We start from the raw sequence: 17,477 nt of genomic DNA, 5'->3' as shown, positions 1-17,477 counted from the left end.
CGTAACCCCTGAGGGCCAGCGGTCATCGAAATCGATCGCATTAAAGGCCGAATACATGACCGCTCCAGACTTGCGCCGGCGCCGCTATTTTGCCTCTTGCCCAAGAGGGGCCGTCCATACATGACGAAGCGTGAATGTCGTCGCTAATCTCAGACGCTTCCAACAGAACTGGCTGCGACGCCTGCTCAGCATGCTGCTTTGACCATACGGTCAAAAACCTGCTGCCTTGGCAGCCTTTTTCCGTTATGACCCTTTGAAAGACTCGTGAAGCATCGCTTCGCGGGCTATCTTCGTGACTGTCGCCCATCGACACGCATGAAGAGAAAATGAAAGGGCAGGAGATGAGCACGATCCGCGAGGCAGGCGCTGGCGCGCCCAAAATTATGCCGCTGCCGGCACGCGCCGCCGCCAACACGCCGGTGCCGCTGGATCATCACATCGCGCGCAATCCCGGCCTGAAACTCGATCTCGGTTTTCTGGAATCGGTGCGCAGCGTCAACCGCTCGGCGCTGGAGCGCCGCGTCGCCAGCCTGACCAAGCGGCGCTCGATCAAGGCCGACAACCAGGCCGCCTGGCTGCTGCGGGCGATCGCCTGCATGGACCTGACGACACTGAACTCCAACGACACCGAGGAACGCGTGCGCCGGCTCTGCGCCAAGGCGATCAACCCGCTGCGCCGCGACATCATGGAAGGCCTCGGCATTGCGGGCGAAACCATCCGGCCGGCCGCCGTCTGCGTCTATCATCCCTTCGTTGCCACGGCCGTTGACGCCGTGCGCGGCACCGGCATCCATGTCGCCGCCGTCTCCACCGCCTTCCCGCACGGCCTGGCGCCGCTATCGACCCGCCTGCAGGAAATCGAGGCCTCGGTGAAGGACGGCGCCGACGAGATCGACGTCGTCATTCCGCGCGGCCTGGTGTTCGGCGCCAAGTGGCGGGAGCTCTACAACGAAATCGTCTCGATGCGTGCCGCCTGCGGGGACGCGCATCTGAAGGTCATTTTGGGCACCGGCGACCTCGCCACGCTGCGCAATGTCATGCTGGCCTCAATGGTGGCGATGATGGCGGGCGCCGATTTCATCAAGACCTCGACCGGCAAGGAAAGCGTCAACGCCACGCTGCCCGTCGGGCTTGCCATGGTGCGCGCCATCAGGGCCTATTTCGAGGAAACCGGCTATCTCATCGGTTTCAAGCCGGCCGGCGGCATTTCCACCGCGAAAGTGTCGCTCGACTGGCTGGTGCTGATGAAGGAAGAGCTCGGCCGGCCCTGGCTGGAGCCGGAGCTGTTCCGCTTCGGCGCGTCGAGCCTGCTCACCGACATCGAGCGCCAGCTCGAGCATCATCTGACCGGGCATTATTCGGCCAATCACCGCCACGCGATGGCGTAAGGCGAGCGAGGCCTTGAACGTGGAGCCCTACGGCGCCCCCCTGACAATTATCTGGAGCCCCGCCTGATGAACATTCTCGAACGCTATCACGCCATGGAATACGGCCCGGCGCCGGAGGCGCGCAACGAAGCTGATGCCTGGCTCGCGGCGCGCGATTTCGGCAAGGCGCTGTTCATCGGCGGCGATTGGAAGGCGGCGAGCGGCGGCAAGACTTTCGAGACCAGCGAACCGTCCTCCGGCAAGTTGTTGGCCAAGATTTCGGACGCCAACGCCGCCGACATCGACGCGGCCGTCGCGGCGGCCACGAAAGCGCTGCCGAAATGGAGCGCCAGTTCAGGCTATCAGCGCGCGAAAGTGCTCTACGCCATCGGCCGCGCCATGCAGCGCCACCAGCGCCTGTTCGCGGTGCTTGAGACAATCGACAATGGCAAGCCGATCCGCGAGAGCCGCGATATCGACGTGCCGCTGGCCATCCGCCATTTCATCCATCACGCCGGCTGGGCACAGGCGCTGGACAGGGATTTCCCTGGCCACAAGGGTGTCGGCGTCGTCGGCCAGATCATCCCGTGGAATTTCCCGCTGCTGATGCTGGCCTGGAAGATCGCGCCCGCACTCGCGGCGGGCTGCACGGTGGTGCTGAAGCCGGCCGAATTCACGCCGCTCACATCAATCCTGTTCGCCGAGATCTGCGAACGCGCCGGTGTGCCGAAGGGCGTCGTCAACATCGTCCAGGGCGGCCCGGAAGCAGGAGCGGCGATCGTCAACCATCCCGGCATCCAGAAGATCGCCTTCACCGGCTCGTCCGAGGTCGGCAAGATCATCCGCAAGGCCACCGCCGGCTCGGGCAAGAAACTGTCGCTGGAACTTGGCGGCAAATCGGCCTTCATCGTTTTCGAGGACGCCGATCTCGACAGCGCCGTCGAAGGCCTCGTCGACGGCATCTGGTTCAACCAGGGCCAGGTCTGCTGCGCCGGTTCGCGCCTCTTGGTACAGGAAGGCATCGCCGACGCCTTGATCGCCAAGGTCAAGACGCGGATGAGCCGGTTGCGAGTCGGCAGCCCGCTCGACAAGAACACCGATATCGGCCCGCTGATCGACCTGACCCAGCTCGACCGCGTCAAGGGACTGATCGCCGAGGGTGCCCGGCAGGGCGCCGTCTGCTGGCAGCCGGATGCAGCGCTGCCGTCTTCCGGCTACTATCATCTGCCGACGCTGGCAACGAGTGTTTCGCCGGCTAATATCCTTGCCCAGGAGGAGGTGTTCGGGCCTGTGCTTGCCACCATGACCTTCCGCAACACCGAGGAAGCGATCGAGCTTGCCAACAACACACGCTACGGGCTCGCCGCCTCGGTGTGGAGCGAGAACGTCAATCTCGCGCTCCATGTGGCGCCTCAGCTGAAGGCCGGCGTGGTGTGGGTTAACGGCACCAACATGTTCGACGCCGCCTGCGGCTTCGGCGGCTACCGCGAGAGCGGCTTCGGCCGCGAGGGCGGGCGCGAGGGCATGTTCGAATATCTATCGGCAAAATTGCCGCTCGGTTCGGTCATCAAGCCGGCGACGTCGTCCGCTCAGCCCGTCGAACAGGCGGATGGCTCAGCCATCGATCGCACGGCCAAGCTGTTCATCGGCGGCAAGCAGGTGCGGGCGGACGGCAATTATTCGATTGCCGTCGCCACCGCCAAGGGCAAGCTTGCCGGCGAAGTCGGGCTCGGCAACCGCAAGGATATCCGTGACGCCGTTTCAGCCGCGCGCGCCTGCAAGGCCTGGCCGGAGGCAACCGCCTATAACAGGTCCCAGGTGCTCTATTACCTGGCCGAGAACCTTTCCGGCCGTGCCAGCGAGTTTGCCGCCCGCCTCACCGAACTGACCGGGGCCAACGCCAAGGCGGCGCGGGACGAGGTCGAACAGTCGATTGAGCGGCTGTTCCTCTACGCCGGCCTCGCCGACAAGTTCGAGGGCCGGGTGCACCAGCCGCCGGCGCGTGCCGTGACGCTGGCGTTGCATGAGCCGGTCGGCGTCGTCGGCATCGTCGCGCCCGACAATCAGCCCTTGCTCGGCTTCATCTCGCTGGTCGCGCCGGCGCTGGCCATGGGCAACACGGTGGTGGCCGTGCCGTCGGAACGCCACCCGCTGCTGGCCACCGATCTCTATCAGGTCATCGAATATTCCGACGTGCCCGCCGGCGCCATCAACATCGTTACCGGCCGCACAGCGGAGCTTGCAGGCGTGCTGGCCAAGCATGATGACGTCGACGGGCTCTGGCTGTTCGCCGACGCCGACACCTGCGCCAAGGCGGAAGCCGACTCCGTCGGCAACCTCAAGCGCGTCTGGAGCGGCAATGGCCGCAGCCTCGACTGGGCCTCGGAAGAAGCCGCCGGTGACGCCTTGCTGCGCCGCGCCATCGAGGTGAAGAATGTCTGGGTGCCCTACGGCGACTGATGTTCGCACTTGGTGATCGCGTTCGGGCTTGACGCCCGGACGCATGTTCTTTAACGAGAAAAAACATCTTTATCAGTGAACTGGCACAGGCCGCACGATCGCGCCTGACTGGCACATGACGCCTTCGCCGGCCGCCGATAAAGGCAGTTGACCCAAGCAGGCGAGGAAAAGATATGGCGGATCTGGCAGGCAAGGTCGTTGTCATCACGGCAGCGGCGCAAGGCATCGGCAAGGCAAGCGCGCTGGCCTTCGCCAAGGCTGGCGCCACCGTCCATGCCACCGACATCAACGAGACGCTGCTGGCGGAACTCGCCAAGACCTCCGGCATCAAGACGCGCAGGGTCGACGTCCTCAATGACGAGGCGGTCAACTCGGCCTTCGCCGAGATCGGCCGTGTCGACGTGCTGTTCAACTGCGCCGGTTTCGTCCATTCCGGCTCGATCCTCGAGATGAAGGATGGCGACCTCGATTTCGCGCTCAACCTCAACGTTCGCGCCATGGTCCGCACCATCCGCGCCGTGTTGCCGGGCATGCTGGAGCGCGGCGACGGATCGATCATCAACATGGCCTCACTGGCGAGCTCGACCAAGGGTGTACCGAACCGCTTCGTCTATGGCCTGAGCAAAGCCGCGGTCATCGGCCTGACCAAGGCGGTCGCGGCCGACTATGTCGGCAAGGGCATACGCTGCAACGCCATCTGCCCCGGCACGGTCGAGAGCCCTTCGCTGGAGGACCGCATGCACGCGCAGGGCGACTACGAAGCCGCGCGTGCCGCCTTCATCGCCCGCCAGCCGATGGGCCGGCTCGGCACGCCGGAAGAGATTGCCGATCTCGCCGTCTACCTGGGCGGCGCCACCTACACATCGGGGCAGGCCTACAATATCGACGGCGGCTGGTCGATCTGAGCGCTGCCCGGAGACAATCGCGGGCACCGGGCGATCGGGTTTGGCGAAGGATCGGGAAGTCTGAAAATCCCGCTCGCCGGCTGTCAAAACAGGCTGCCTGCGCTTGTCGTGAAGCAGGCCGGTGGCTAGGGTCCGCCCGGTTCCGAAAGGGCTGATGCCTCGGCGGAGAGTTTGTAGAACGGCCGCGAGGCCGCAATCAGGAGAAGATGCATGAAACTGCTGCGCTATGGCGAGGTGGGAAGCGAACGTCCCGGCCTGCTCGATGCGGATGGAACGATCCGCGATCTCTCCGCCCATGTCGCCGATATCGCCGGCACCACGCTTCATCCGGCCTCGCTCGACATGCTGTCGAAGCTCGATGCAAAGTCGCTGCCGGCGGTTTCCGGCAAGCCTCGGCTCGGCGCCTGCGTGGCCGGCACCGGCAAGTTCATCTGCATCGGCCTCAACTATTCCGACCACGCCGCCGAAACCGGCGCCACCGTGCCGCCGGAGCCGATCATCTTCATGAAGGCAAGCTCGGCCATTGTCGGCCCCGACGATGACGTGCTGATCCCGCGCGGCTCGGAGAAGACCGACTGGGAAGTCGAGCTCGGCGTGGTCATCGGCAAGACCGCGAAGTATGTCAGCGAAGCCGATGCGCTCGACTACGTCGCCGGTTACTGCGTCTCCCATGACGTGTCCGAACGCGCTTTCCAGGCCGAGCGCCAGGGCCAGTGGACCAAGGGCAAGAGCTGCGACACGTTCGGTCCGACCGGCCCGTGGCTGGTGACCAAGGACGAAGTATCCGACCCGCAGAACCTCAAAATGTGGCTGACCGTCAACGGCAAGACGATGCAGAACGGTTCGACCAAGACCATGGTCTACGGCGTCGCCTATCTCGTCTCCTACCTCAGCCAGTTCATGTCGCTGCACCCCGGCGACATTATTTCGACGGGCACCCCGCCCGGCGTCGGCCTGGGCATGAAGCCGCCGGTGTTTCTCAAGGCTGGCGATGTGGTGGAGCTGGGCATCGAAGGCTTGGGGCAGCAGAAGCAGACGTTTAGGGCTGACGTTTAAGTCAGCGATCCTTGCGAAGCTTGCGCCGCCCCTCATCCGCCTGCCGGCACCTTCTCCCCGTATAGTAACGGGGAGAAGGGAAGCGCTCCAGCGTTGGCGACCCCCTCTCCCAGTTTTTCACGGGGAGAGGATAAGGGTGAGGGGCAGCGCCGACCTACGCTGAAACACTACTTCAGCACCTTCCCATCAGCGCCAAACCGATAGGTCCTCCCCGGATCGGGCGTCGCATAAAGCGTGGCGCCGGGTTCCGCGTCGTAGACGCCGAAAATCCGCACGGTGATCAGCCCGGCCTTCTCGCAGTCGAGATAGAGATTGGTGTCGGCGCCGAGATGCTCGGCATGGACGACCGTGCCCTTCCAGGCGCCGGATTTCGGATCGACGGTCAGATGCTCCGGCCGCACGCCGATGCTCTTGGCTGTCTCGCCGAGGCGGGCGCCGTCGACGAAATTCATCTTGGGCGAGCCGATGAAGCCGGCGACGAACTCGTTTGCCGGCGAATTGTAGAGCTCCATCGGGCCGCCGATCTGCTCGATTTTTCCCGCGTTGAGCACGACGATCTTGTCAGCCAGCGTCATCGCCTCGACCTGGTCGTGGGTGACGTAGATCATCGTCGCCTTGAGGCGGCGGTGCAACTGCGCGATTTCCAGCCGCGTGTTGACGCGCAACGCGGCATCGAGGTTCGACAGCGGCTCGTCGAACAGGAACAGTTTCGGCTCGCGCACCACGGCGCGGCCGATGGCGACGCGCTGGCGCTGGCCGCCGGAGAGCTCCGCCGGCCGCCTTTCCAGGTACGGTTCCAGCGACAGCATGGACGAGGCGATGCCGATGCGGCGGTCGATCTCCGCCGCAGGGGTGTTCGCCTGCTTGAGGCCGAGGCCCATATTGTTTTTCACCGTCAGATGCGGATAGAGCGCATAGGTCTGGAACACCATGGCGATGCCGCGTTTCGCCGGCGGCGTGACGGAGACGTCCTCGCCATCGATCAGCACCCGGCCCGAGGTCGAATCCTCCAGCCCGGCGATGACCCGGAGCAAGGTCGACTTGCCGCAACCCGAAGGGCCGACAAAGACGACGAACTCGCCATCCGTCACTTCGAGGTCGATGCCCTTCAGCACCTCGACCGGCCCAAAGGCCTTTTTTACATTCTCGATTTTTAGCGAGCCCACGGCTTCTTCCTGTCGTTAGAGTTTGACGGCTGCGCCGCTGCGAACGCTCTCGTCGGCCGCAAGGCAGACGGCGAGCGACCGCACCGCATCGTCCATGTGGCGGGTCAGGTCCAGGTCCTCGCGAATTGCCTTGAGGACAAAAGCCTGTTCGAGATCACACAAGTCCTGATGGCCGGGTTCGCCTTCCATCGACAGCATCTCGTCCGGCTTTAGGAACTTGCCGTCCGTGCCGGTCGCCGCACTGTGCAGGCGGATGGTCGAGGTTTTGGTGTGGGTGTCGATGTCGTCGGACTTCACGCCCTCCTTCATGACGATCGACACGCAGCCCTTGGGCGACATGACATCCTTCACAAAGAAGGCCGTCTCGGAAATCATCGGACCCCAGCCGGCCTCGTACCAGCCGACCGAACCGTCATCGAACAGCACCTGCAGATGGCCGTAATTGTACATGGAGGGCGCGACCTCGTCGGTCAGCCGCACGCCCATGCCGCGCACCTCGACCGGCTTGGCGTCGGTGATCTGCAGCATGACGTCGAGATAGTGCACGCCGCAATCGACGATCGGCGAGGTCGTCTGCATCAACTGCTTGTGCGTCTCCCAGGTCGGCCCTGAGGATTGCTGGTTGAGGTTCATGCGGAACACGTAGGGGCCGCCGAGCTTGCGCGCCTCGGCGATCAGCCTGATCCAGGACGGGTGATGGCGCAGGATATAGCCGATCACCAGTTTTTTGCCGTTGGCCTTGGCGGCGGCAACGACGCGCTTGGCGTCGGCCACCGTCGTTGCCAGCGGCTTCTCGACGAAGACATGGCAGCCGGCCTCGAACGCCTTCACCGCATAGTCGGCATGGCTGTCGGAATAGGTGGCGATGCAGGCGACATCCGGTTTTTCCTCGCGCAACGCGTCGTCGAACGAGCGTCTGATGCCATAGCCGGACAGCCCCTCCGGCAACGGCACGTCGGAACGGTTGATCAGGGCGGCGATCTCAAAGCCTGGATTGGTGTGATAGGCCAGCGCGTGACTGCGCCCCATATTGCCGAGCCCGGCGACGACGACACGAAGGGGTCTTTCTGAACTCACTTGACGGCTCCGGAAGTAATGCCGCGGATCAGCTGCCGCGAGAAAATGACGTAGAGGATCAGCACCGGCAGGATCGCCAGCGAGAGTGCCGCCAGGATGGCGTTCCAGTTGGTGACGAACTGGCCGAGGAAAAGCTGGGCGCCGAGCGTCACCGTCTTGGTCTCTTCGGACGGCGCCAGGATCAGTGGGAACCAGAGGTCGTTCCAGATCGGGATCATGGTGAAGACGGCGACGGTCGCCATGGACGGCCGCACCAGCGGCACCACCAGGCGGAAGAAGATGGTGTACTCCGACAGGCCGTCGATGCGGCCGGCATTCTTCAGATCGTCGGACACCTGCTTCATGAATTCGGACAGGATGAAGACGGCCAGCGGCAGGCCCTGCGCGGTGTAGACCAGGATCAGCGCCGTCAGCGTGTTGACCAGCCCGCTCGCCACCATCAGCTGCAGGATGGCGACAGTGGCGAGCCGGATCGGGATCATGATGCCGAGCGCCAGGTAAAGCCCCATCAGCGTGTTGCCGCGAAAGCGGTATTCCGACAGCGCGAACGCCGCCATGGCGCCGAACAGCAGCACGAAGAACAGCGAGCCGACGGTGACGACGAGACTGTTCTGGAAATAATGGATGAAATCGCCCTGGCCGATCACCGTGGTGTAGCCGATCATATCGAAGGTTTTCGGCGTCGGCGGCGTCAGCGGCGCGCCGAAGATGCCGGCGCGCGACTTGAACGAATTCATGATGACCAGAACCACCGGGAAAAGCGCGATCACCGTGTAGGTCAAGAGGATCGCGTGGGCGCCGATGGTGCGGGGGAGTGAACGGGTGGCGATGCTCATCTCTTGCCCCTCAGAACTGGTAGCGACGCAGGCGCGTCTGGATGAGGAAGAGGTAGACGCAGACACCGCCGAGGATGATCAGGAACATGATCGTGGCGATGGTCGCGCCCATGTTGGGATCGCCGACCTGCAGCTGGAAGCCGAAGAAGGCGCGGTAGAGGAAGGTGCCGAGAATATCGGTCGAATAGTTCGGCCCGGCGAGCGCGCCTTGCGCCGTGTAGATCAGGTCGAAGGCGTTGAAATTGCCGACGAAGGTGAGGATCGAGATGATGCCGATCGACGGCAGGATCAGCGGCAGCTTGATCTTCCAGAACTGCGAGAGGCCGGTGATGCCATCGCATTCGGCCGCCTCGATCACCTCTTCGGGGATCGACAGCAGGGCGGCATAGATCAGCATCATCGGGATGCCGATGAACTGCCACACCGAGACCAGGCTGAGCGCGGTCAGCGCGTATTCCTCCTTGCCGAGCCAGGGCGTGAACAGGCTTTTCAGGCCGACGAAGTCGAGCAGATGCGGAGCCACGCCCCACAGCGGCGACAAGATCAGCTTCCAGGCGAAGCCGACGATGACGAAAGACAGAATGGTCGGCACGAAGATCGCGGTGCGGTAGAAGGCCGAGAACCGGAGTTTTGGGCTGGACAGGAGTGCGGCCAGAAGCACGCCGACCGGGTTCTGCACCAGCATGTGGATGATGAAGAACCAGACATTGTTCCTCAGCGCATTCCAGAAATTGACCGACCAGTTGGGGTCGCCGAACAGGGTGCGGAAATTGTCCAGTCCAACGAAGATCTGGGACTGGTCGACGTTGCGGAACAGCGAGAGCTGCAGCGTGCCGGCCAGCGGCAGGATCATGATCGCCGTGTAGACGAGCACCGCCGGCGCCAGGAAGACGGCGATATGCCAGCGGAATGGTCTTTTCGGTCGTGTTTGTGCGGCCATGAGTTCGGTCCCCGCCGTCTCTCGGTTCCAGACGATGTGATGCTAGATGATGCCTCGATGCATGGCCCAGACATCCTTGCCCTGTGCGGCAAGAACAAAGGCCTGCGACTGATCAGCCAGCCTTCCCCATAGCAGCAAGGGTAAGGCCGCGAGGCGGTGCCGACAATCGCAATCTGAATGAGCTCTGTCTAAAGAACCAGGTAATCCGGAACCGGCCGGGCATGCGCCCAGCCGGCTCCGTTGCCTGAGCTCTTATTTCGCTGGCTTATACCAGCTGTCGAGGCCGGTCTGCAGCTTCTTGGCCGCGGCTTCGGGCGTATCGGTGCCGTTGATGACGTTGGCCGATTCAACCCAGGTCTCGTTTTCGAGGTTCGGCGTGCCGCGCGACAGGATCTGGTAGGTCGAGCGGATCGTCGACTTGCACTTGCCGCGCCAGGAGACGAATTCCTGCGCCAGCGGGTCCGCCATCTTCACCGGTGCGGAGTTCAGGCTGAAGAAGCCCGGCAGCGCGTTGGCGTAGATGGTGGCGAAATCAGGCGAAGCCACCCAGGACAGGAACGTCTTGGCCGCGTCCGCATGCTTGGAGGCTGCGTTCAGGCCCATGCCGATATCGGTATGGTCCGAGATGTAGCAGGTGTCGCCGGCCTTCTCGACCGGGGGCGGGAAGGCGCCCATCTTGAACTGGGCCTGCGTGTTGAACAGGCCGATTTCCCACGAGCCGGCCGGGTAGATGGCGGCGCGGCCGAGCGTGAACAGGTTCTGGCTGTCCGGATAGGTCTGAGCCTCGAAGCCGTCGCCGAGATACGGCTTCCACTTGGCCAGTTCCTCATAGGGAGCGACCCAGTCCTTGTCGGTCAGCTTCTGATCGCCCTTGATCAGCGCCGCGCGGCCGTCCTCGCCCTTCCAGTAGTTGGGGCCGATGTTCTGGTAGCCCATGGTCGCGGCTTCCCAGAGATCCTTGGTGCCCATCGCCATCGGGATATAGGTACCGTCGGCCTTGATCTTGTCGAGCGCGGCGAAGAATTCGTCGCGGGTCTGCGGCACCTTGATGCCGAGCTTGTCAAAGGCGTCCTTGTTGTAGATGAAGCCGTGGATGACCGAGGCCATCGGCACGCAGAAGCTCGCCTTGCCGTCATCGGTCTGCCAGGCGGACTTGGCCACCGGCGAGAAGTTCTCCATGCCGGGCAGTGCCGAGAGATCGGCAAGGTTGCCCTTCTTGAACAGTTCGAGCGACTTGTCGAACGGGCGGCAGGTGATCAGGTCGCCCGCCGAACCGGCGGCGAGCTTGGCGCCGAGCGCGGCGTCATATTCCGTCGGAGCCGATGGCGCGAACACCACCTTGATGCCGGGGTTCTTGGCTTCGAAGGCCGGGATAAGCTTGTCCTTCCAGATGGCGAGATCGTCGCCGCGCCAGCTTTCGATGTTGAGCGTTACGTCATCGGCATGAGCCAACCCGGCGGAGCCGAGAATGCTTGTGCCCAGAAGCAGTGCCGTCAGTAGTTTCGTTGTCATGCTCAGTCTCCCTGTTGACCTTTTTCAGGTTCCGTTTTGATGAGAACAGAGGCGTTGCGCCCCTTGCTCCCCTCGATTGCTGAAAGCGCCGGCCGCAGCTTCTGGCCGGTCCCTTCCAACAGTTTCTCGGCCGCGTCGGCGCTGTCGGCGCCGGCGGCAAGCAGAATGGCTGTCTTGACCGCGCCGCCGCTCTTTTCGAGCAGGCTGGCGGCCTCTTCCTGGCCGCGGCCGCTGACGGCGGCGACGATGCGCGCCGCCCGGTCGCGCAGCTTCATGTTGTCGGCCATGAGGTTGACCATGTAGCCGTCATGAACATGACCAAGATGAATGGCGGTCAGCGTCGACAGCATGTTGAGAGCGATCTTCTGCGCCGTGCCGGCGCCCATGCGGGTCGAGCCGGCAATGACTTCCGGCGGCGTTTCGAGCAAGATGGCGGTGTCGGCCTGCCTGAGCAGAGCCGAACCCCTGTTGTTGGCAATGCCGATTGTGGCGGCACCCCGGCGCCGCGCGTCCTCGATGGCGCGCACCGCGTAGGGGGTCGTGCCGCTGGCGGAAAGCGCGATCAGGCAATCGCCCGCGCCGATGCCGGCATTGGCGACAGCGGTCGAGGCCTCCTCCGTATCATCCTCGGGCCCGCCGGCCAGTGTCTTGAAAGCTTCGTCGCCGCCGGCGATCAGGATGGCAATGCGGTCGCGCTGGATGCCGAACGTGCCCGGCAGTTCCAGCGCGTCGGCCAGCGCCATCAGGCCGGAGCTGCCGGCCGCGGCGTAGGCAAGCTTGCCGCCGCTGCTCAGGCAGCCGGCAATGATCTCGGCTGCCCTGGCGATGGAAGGAATGGCGTTGCGGACCGCTTTCGCGGCCTCGACCTGCGCATCGGCCAGCGAGCCGAGGATCGCTTCGGGCGCCTGGATATCCAGCCCCTCGGCATTCCCATGCAGCGCTTCGGTGCGCATTTCGGCCATCCCAGTTCCTCCAATCCACAAAACAATACCAAAAAAATACCACTTGTCCACACGCATTAACGAATTCGCGGACAGGGAATCGCTGAGCCGACGAATTACGCAAGTTTTTCAATAAAATACGGCTTAATCTTTTTGAAACGGAAATTAACTCTTGGCTATTGGTATTTTATTGGTATTATCCGCCCGGAGGAGAAATCGCGTGAAATTCGTGCTCGGTATCGATGGCGGCGGCACCAGCTGCAGGGCCGCCCTGGCAACAGTCGACGGCGCCGTCATCGGCCGCGCCAAAAGCGGCGCCGCCAACATCCGCACCGACCTCACCGGCGCCCGCTCGAACATCGTCGATGCGGCGCGGCAGGCCTTCATCACCGCCGGTCAGGATCCGGACCTGATCCCGCAAACACCCGCCATTCTCGGCCTTGCCGGCGCCAATGTCGGAACCTACCGGCAGCAGCTCGAAGCGATCCTGCCGTTCAGCACCAGCCGCGTCGAGACCGATGCCGAGATCGCGCTCGAAGGCGCGGTCGGTTCTGGTGACGGCGCGATGGCGATCCTGGGCACCGGCACTGCCTATATGGCACGCAAGAATGGCAAATCGCGCGCCATCGGTGGCTGGGGGTTCCAGGTCGGCGACCAGGGCAGCGGCGCCCGCATCGGCCGCGACCTGCTTGAACAGACATTGCTCGCGCATGATGGCGTGCGCCAGGCATCGCCGCTGACCGACAGCATGATGGCCGTTTTTCGCAACAACCCCGAGGACGTGGTCGAGTTCACCACCAACGCCAAACCAGGCGATTTCGGCGGCTTCGCGCCGAAAGTGTTCGAGCACGCGAAAAATGGCGACATCGTCGCCAACTGGATCCTCGACAAGGCGGTCGCCGATGTCGAGGCATCGCTCGGCGCGCTCGACCTCGCGGCCGGCGCGCCGCTTTGCCTGCTCGGCGGGCTGGCGCCGCTCTATGCGCCGCGCCTGTCGGCGCGCTACCGCGCCCTGCTGAAGGAACCGCTTGACGATGCGCTAGGCGGTGCCGTTCAGATGGCGGCGCGTCTGTTCGCCAGGACGGAGGCCGCACGATGAGCGATGCCGCCGACCAGATCTTCGCCGCGCTCAAACAATCCTCGCAAAGCGGTGCGCCACTTTACCTGCAGCTCAGGAAGAGCATCGAGGACGCCGTCAATCGCGGCCTGATCGGCCCGGGCGACGCGCTGCCGTCCGAGCGCGACATCGCCACCAAGGCCGACATTTCGCGCGTCACCGTGCGCAAGGCGGTGCAGGACCTGGTCAAGGGCGGCATATTGGTGCAGCGCCATGGCTCCGGCACTTTCGTGGCGCCGCGCATGGAACGTGTCGAGCAGTCGCTGTCGCGGCTCACCTCCTTCACCGAGGACATGGCGCGGCGCGGCATGGCGGTGCGCTCCGCCTGGCTTGATCGGGGGCTCTACGCGCCCTCGCCCGACGAGATGATGGTGCTCGGCCTGTCGTCGAACGAGCTGGTGGCGCGCGTCGCGCGCCTGCGCATCGCCAACGACACGCCGCTGGCGATCGAACGCGCCTCGCTGTCGGCCAGCGTGCTGCCCGATCCGGCCGGCATCGGTTCCTCGCTCTACGCGGCACTGGAACTGACCGGCAACCGGCCGGTGCGCGCCGTGCAGCGTATCTCCGCCGCCAATCTCGGCGAGGGCGATGCGCGCCTGCTCGAAGTGCCGCCGGGTATTGCCGGCCTGCACATCGAGCGTATTTCCTATCTGGCGAGCGGCAAGGTGATCGAATTCACTCGCTCCATCTACCGGGGCGATGCCTATGATTTCGTCGCCGAACTGCGGCTGACAGGGCCGAGCGAAGAGGGCCGACCATGATCTCCAACACCACCCATATGCAGCGCGAGATCGAGGAAATCCCGCAAGCCGTCGCCCGCCTGCTCGACGGCTCGGGCGCGGTGCTGGCCGAAGCCGGGCGCGGCATCAGGGAACGCGACCCGCATTTCGTCGTCACCGTGGCGCGTGGCTCGTCCGACCATGCCGCCACCTTCATGAAATATGCCGTCGAACTGACCGCGGGCCTTGCCGTCGCCTCGGTCGGCCCCTCCATCGCCTCGATCTATGGCCGCAAGTTGCGGCTTGACGGCTCGGCGTGTCTCGCGATCTCGCAGTCGGGCAAGAGCCCCGACATCGTCGCCATGGCCGAAACCGCACGGGCCGGCGGCGCGCTGACCATCGCCGTCACCAACACCGCCGATTCGCCGCTCGCGCGCGCCTCGGACTATGCGATCGACATCCTCGCCGGCCCCGAGCGCAGCGTCGCGGCTACCAAGACCTTCATCAACTCCGCCGTTGCCGGTCTTGCCTTGATGGCGCATTCGACCGGCGACGAAGCGCTCCTCGCGGCACTTGCCCGCCTGCCCGAGCATTTCGGCAAGGCGATCGCCTGCGACTGGATGAGCGTGCTCTCCGAAACGATCGAGAAGCAGAAGTCGTTGTTCATTCTCGGCCGCGGCCCGTCGGCGGCGATGGCCAACGAGGCAGCGCTGAAGTTCAAGGAGACCTGCGGCATGCATGCCGAGGCCTATAGCGCGGCCGAAGTCATGCATGGCCCGCTGGCGCTGATCGGCCCCGACTTTCCGGTGCTGGCGCTGGCCGCGCGCGACGCGTCCGAGCCCTCCGTCGCCGAAGCCGCCGACAGCCTGGCGGCCAAGGGCGCGCCGGTGTTCGTCACCTCGGCACTCGCCAATCGCGCCACGCGCCTGCCGCATGTCGCCACCGGTCATCCGCTGACCGATCCGCTGACGCTGATCGTCTCCTTCTACATGTTCGTCGAGGCCTTTGCCCGCCATCGCGGCCTCGACCCGGACGCGCCCCGCAACCTTCGCAAGGTGACGGAGACCGTATGAGCGACCGTTTTGCCCTGACCGGCGCCCGCATTTTCGACGGCGACGACTGGCATGAAGGTGCCGCCCTTGTCGTGCGCGACGGCCTTGTCGAGGCCATGCTGCCGCAAGGCGCACTTCCCGGGGATATCCGCGCCATCGACACCGGCGGCGGCATGCTGGTGCCGGGCTTCGTCGATATCCAGGTCAATGGCGGCGGCGGGGTGATGCTCAACGACCATCCCGATGTCGCCTCGATCGAAACCATCTGCCGCGCGCATGCGCCGTTCGGCACGACGGCACTGCTGCCGACGCTGATCACCGACACGCCCGCGATCACCGCTGCAGCCATCGCCGCCGGCGAAGCCGCAGCGCTGCAAAAGGTGCCGGGCTTTCTAGGCCTGCATCTGGAAGGGCCGCATCTCTCGATCGCCCGCAAGGGCGCGCATGATCCGGCGCTGATCCGGCCGATGACGGACGCCGACCAGGCCATGCTGATGGCGGCGCGCCGGAAGCTGCCGGTGCTGCTCACCACGATCGCGCCGGAATCGGTCGACCCGGCCCGCGTCACGGCATTGGCGAAGGCCGGGATCGTCGTCAGCCTCGGCCATTCGGACACGGGCCACGCCACGGCAAAAGCCTTCGCCGAGGCCGGCGCCAGTGTCGTCACCCATCTGTTCAACGCGATGAGCCAGATCGGCAATCGCGAGCCCGGGCTGGCGGGGGCCGCCATCGACATCGGCACCTTGTCCGCCGGCCTGATCGCCGACGGCATTCATGTCCATCCGGCGACGATCAGGATCGCTCTCGATGCCAAGCAGGGGCCGGGCAGGATCGTGCTGGTCACCGACGCGATGGCGACGATCGGCACCGACATGACGTCGTTCACCCTCAATGGCCGCACCATCTACCGCAAGGATGGGAGCCTGCGGCTTGCCGACGGCACGCTGGCCGGCGCCGACCTCGACATGATCTCGGCTATCCGGTTCATGCACCGCACCGTCGGACTCGAGCTATCCGAAGCCTTGCGCATGGCTTCGCTCTATCCGGCGCAGGCGATCGGCCAGTCGCACCGGCTTGGCCGCTTTGCCAATGGCACGGCGGCGGACATCGTTGCGCTGTCGGACGATCTTGGCATAGGAAGCGTCTGGATCGGCGGCGACAAGGTGTTCGAGGCTGCCGCTTCGCGCTGAGCGAGAGGGCATGCAGACAATCGATTGTGTCGTCGCCGGAGCAGGCGTCGTCGGGCTTGCCATTGCCAGGGCGCTTGCCTTGTCGGGCCGCGAAGTGGTGGTGATCGAAAAGGCCGACGCGATCGGCACCGTCACCAGTTCACGCAATTCGGAAGTGATCCATGCCGGGCTCTATTATGCGCCCGGCAGCCTGAAGGCCCGGCTCTGCGTCGAAGGCCGCCGGCTTCTCTACGCCTACTGCGCCGAACACAATATCGGCCATCGCCGCGCCGGCAAGCTGATCGTCGCCAGCGAGCCAGGCCAGGCGGACGGGCTGCGGGCGATCGAAGCCAATGCGAAGCGCTGCGGGGTCGACGATCTCGAGTTTTTGACGCGCGGCGCGGCCGAGCGCCTGGAACCGGCGCTGAGCTGCGCCTCCGCGTTGCTGTCGCCGTCGACCGGCATCATAGACAGCCATGCGCTGATGCTGTCGCTGCGCGGCGACGCCGAGGCATCAGGCGCATCCCTGGCTTTCCTCACTTGCGTTGCCGGCGCGACGACCGAAGCCGGCCGGATCCGGATCGACACGCGCGATGCCAATGGCGAGACCTTCGCTCTGGAAGCAGACGCTTTCGTCAATGCGACGGGCCTCGATGCGCAGGCGGTGGCCGGCCGGATCGAGGGTTTTCCAAGGGACCTCATCCCCCGGCAGTGGCTGGCGCGCGGCAATTATTTCGCGCTTCCCGGGCAGTCGCCCTTTTCGCGGCTGATCTATCCGGTCCCGGTCGAGGGCGGTCTCGGCGTCCATCTGACGCTCGACCTTGCCGGCAATGCGCGCTTTGGTCCCGACGTCGAATGGACCGACAGCGTGGATTACACGGTCGACCCCGGCCGAAGCGCTGTCTTCTACGAGGCGATCCGCAGCTATTGGCCCGACCTTGCCGATCATGCCCTGCAGCCGGCCTATGCTGGCATCAGGCCGAAGCTGTCCGGCCCGGGCCAGGCTTCAGCCGATTTCATGATCCAGGGTCCAGCCGATCATGGCGCGGGCCGGATCGTCAATCTGTTCGGCATCGAGAGCCCCGGCCTGACGGCGAGCCTGGCGATCGCCGACCATGTCGTCGAACTCTTGTACACAAGCTGAACCGGCGTCCTCGCCG

15 protein-coding genes are annotated in these 17,477 nt (G+C 64.7%); 9 read left to right on the top strand and 6 right to left on the bottom strand.

The window, feature by feature from the left end; translation table 11 throughout:
- The first annotated feature begins 326 nt into the window (after window positions 1-326).
- The 4 genes from deoC (at window position 327) to EN804_RS27865 (ending at window position 5,788) form a co-directional block, all read left to right on the top strand.
- Window positions 327-1,388, top strand: a complete 1,062-nt coding sequence (gene deoC, locus EN804_RS27880) for a deoxyribose-phosphate aldolase (RefSeq protein ID WP_189524584.1) — start codon at window positions 327-329, stop codon at window positions 1,386-1,388.
- Between the two features lie 66 nt (window positions 1,389-1,454).
- A complete protein-coding gene (locus EN804_RS27875; RefSeq protein WP_135921808.1) occupies window positions 1,455-3,827 on the top strand; it encodes an aldehyde dehydrogenase family protein in 2,373 nt (790 codons plus the stop codon).
- 173 nt (window positions 3,828-4,000) lie between these two features.
- Window positions 4,001-4,732 carry an SDR family oxidoreductase gene (locus EN804_RS27870; protein ID WP_127275360.1) on the top strand — a complete coding sequence of 244 codons (732 nt, stop codon included), beginning with the start codon at window positions 4,001-4,003 and terminating at the stop codon, window positions 4,730-4,732.
- A gap of 210 nt (window positions 4,733-4,942) precedes the next feature.
- On the top strand, window positions 4,943-5,788 hold the full coding sequence (locus EN804_RS27865) for a fumarylacetoacetate hydrolase family protein (RefSeq protein ID WP_127275359.1): 846 nt from the start codon (window positions 4,943-4,945) through the stop codon (window positions 5,786-5,788).
- Between the two features lie 167 nt (window positions 5,789-5,955).
- Here the strand turns inward: EN804_RS27865 and EN804_RS27860 are convergent, their stop codons facing one another.
- The 6 genes from EN804_RS27860 to EN804_RS27835 all read right to left on the bottom strand — a co-directional run bounded on the left by EN804_RS27860 (window position 5,956) and on the right by EN804_RS27835 (window position 12,281).
- Entirely contained in the window at window positions 5,956-6,954 is a 999-nt protein-coding gene (locus EN804_RS27860) for an ABC transporter ATP-binding protein (protein ID WP_127871137.1), read from the bottom strand.
- A gap of 15 nt (window positions 6,955-6,969) precedes the next feature.
- Entirely contained in the window at window positions 6,970-8,031 is a 1,062-nt protein-coding gene (locus EN804_RS27855) for a Gfo/Idh/MocA family oxidoreductase (protein WP_127871136.1), read from the bottom strand.
- Window positions 8,028-8,867, bottom strand: a complete 840-nt coding sequence (locus EN804_RS27850; RefSeq protein WP_127871135.1) for a carbohydrate ABC transporter permease — start codon at window positions 8,865-8,867, stop codon at window positions 8,028-8,030. The genes EN804_RS27855 and EN804_RS27850 overlap by 4 nt, the downstream gene beginning before the upstream one ends.
- A 10-nt stretch (window positions 8,868-8,877) precedes the next feature.
- Window positions 8,878-9,807 (bottom strand): sugar ABC transporter permease, encoded by a 930-nt coding sequence (locus EN804_RS27845; protein ID WP_135921807.1) that lies wholly within the window; start codon window positions 9,805-9,807, stop codon window positions 8,878-8,880.
- Between the two features lie 252 nt (window positions 9,808-10,059).
- Window positions 10,060-11,319 carry an ABC transporter substrate-binding protein gene (locus EN804_RS27840; RefSeq protein ID WP_135921806.1) on the bottom strand — a complete coding sequence of 420 codons (1,260 nt, stop codon included), beginning with the start codon at window positions 11,317-11,319 and terminating at the stop codon, window positions 10,060-10,062.
- A gap of 2 nt (window positions 11,320-11,321) precedes the next feature.
- Window positions 11,322-12,281 (bottom strand): N-acetylmuramic acid 6-phosphate etherase, encoded by a 960-nt coding sequence (locus EN804_RS27835; RefSeq protein WP_135921805.1) that lies wholly within the window; start codon window positions 12,279-12,281, stop codon window positions 11,322-11,324.
- Between the two features lie 199 nt (window positions 12,282-12,480).
- Between EN804_RS27835 and EN804_RS27830 the strand changes: the two genes are divergently transcribed.
- From EN804_RS27830 to EN804_RS27810, 5 genes are read left to right on the top strand one after another with little or no spacing between them, the layout of a single operon-like run.
- Entirely contained in the window at window positions 12,481-13,359 is an 879-nt protein-coding gene (locus EN804_RS27830; protein WP_135921804.1) for an N-acetylglucosamine kinase, read from the top strand.
- Window positions 13,356-14,138 carry a GntR family transcriptional regulator gene (locus EN804_RS27825; RefSeq protein ID WP_127275351.1) on the top strand — a complete coding sequence of 261 codons (783 nt, stop codon included), beginning with the start codon at window positions 13,356-13,358 and terminating at the stop codon, window positions 14,136-14,138. The genes EN804_RS27830 and EN804_RS27825 overlap by 4 nt, the downstream gene beginning before the upstream one ends.
- The gene (locus EN804_RS27820; RefSeq protein ID WP_135921803.1) at window positions 14,135-15,169 is read left to right on the top strand and encodes an SIS domain-containing protein; all 1,035 of its coding nucleotides are present in this window, start codon (window positions 14,135-14,137) and stop codon (window positions 15,167-15,169) included. Before EN804_RS27825 ends, EN804_RS27820 begins: the two co-directional genes overlap by 4 nt.
- Complete coding sequence (nagA, locus tag EN804_RS27815; RefSeq protein WP_135921802.1) at window positions 15,166-16,338, top strand: N-acetylglucosamine-6-phosphate deacetylase; 1,173 nt, start codon at window positions 15,166-15,168, stop codon at window positions 16,336-16,338. Before EN804_RS27820 ends, nagA begins: the two co-directional genes overlap by 4 nt.
- A 10-nt stretch (window positions 16,339-16,348) precedes the next feature.
- On the top strand, window positions 16,349-17,461 hold the full coding sequence (locus EN804_RS27810; protein WP_135921801.1) for an NAD(P)/FAD-dependent oxidoreductase: 1,113 nt from the start codon (window positions 16,349-16,351) through the stop codon (window positions 17,459-17,461).
- Window positions 17,462-17,477: the final 16 nt, after the last annotated feature.

Origin of the sequence: Mesorhizobium sp. M8A.F.Ca.ET.161.01.1.1 (assembly GCF_004792105.1) — a bacterium.
Lineage (GTDB): Bacteria > Pseudomonadota > Alphaproteobacteria > Rhizobiales > Rhizobiaceae > Mesorhizobium.
This window is presented reverse-complemented; position numbering and strand designations above follow the sequence as displayed.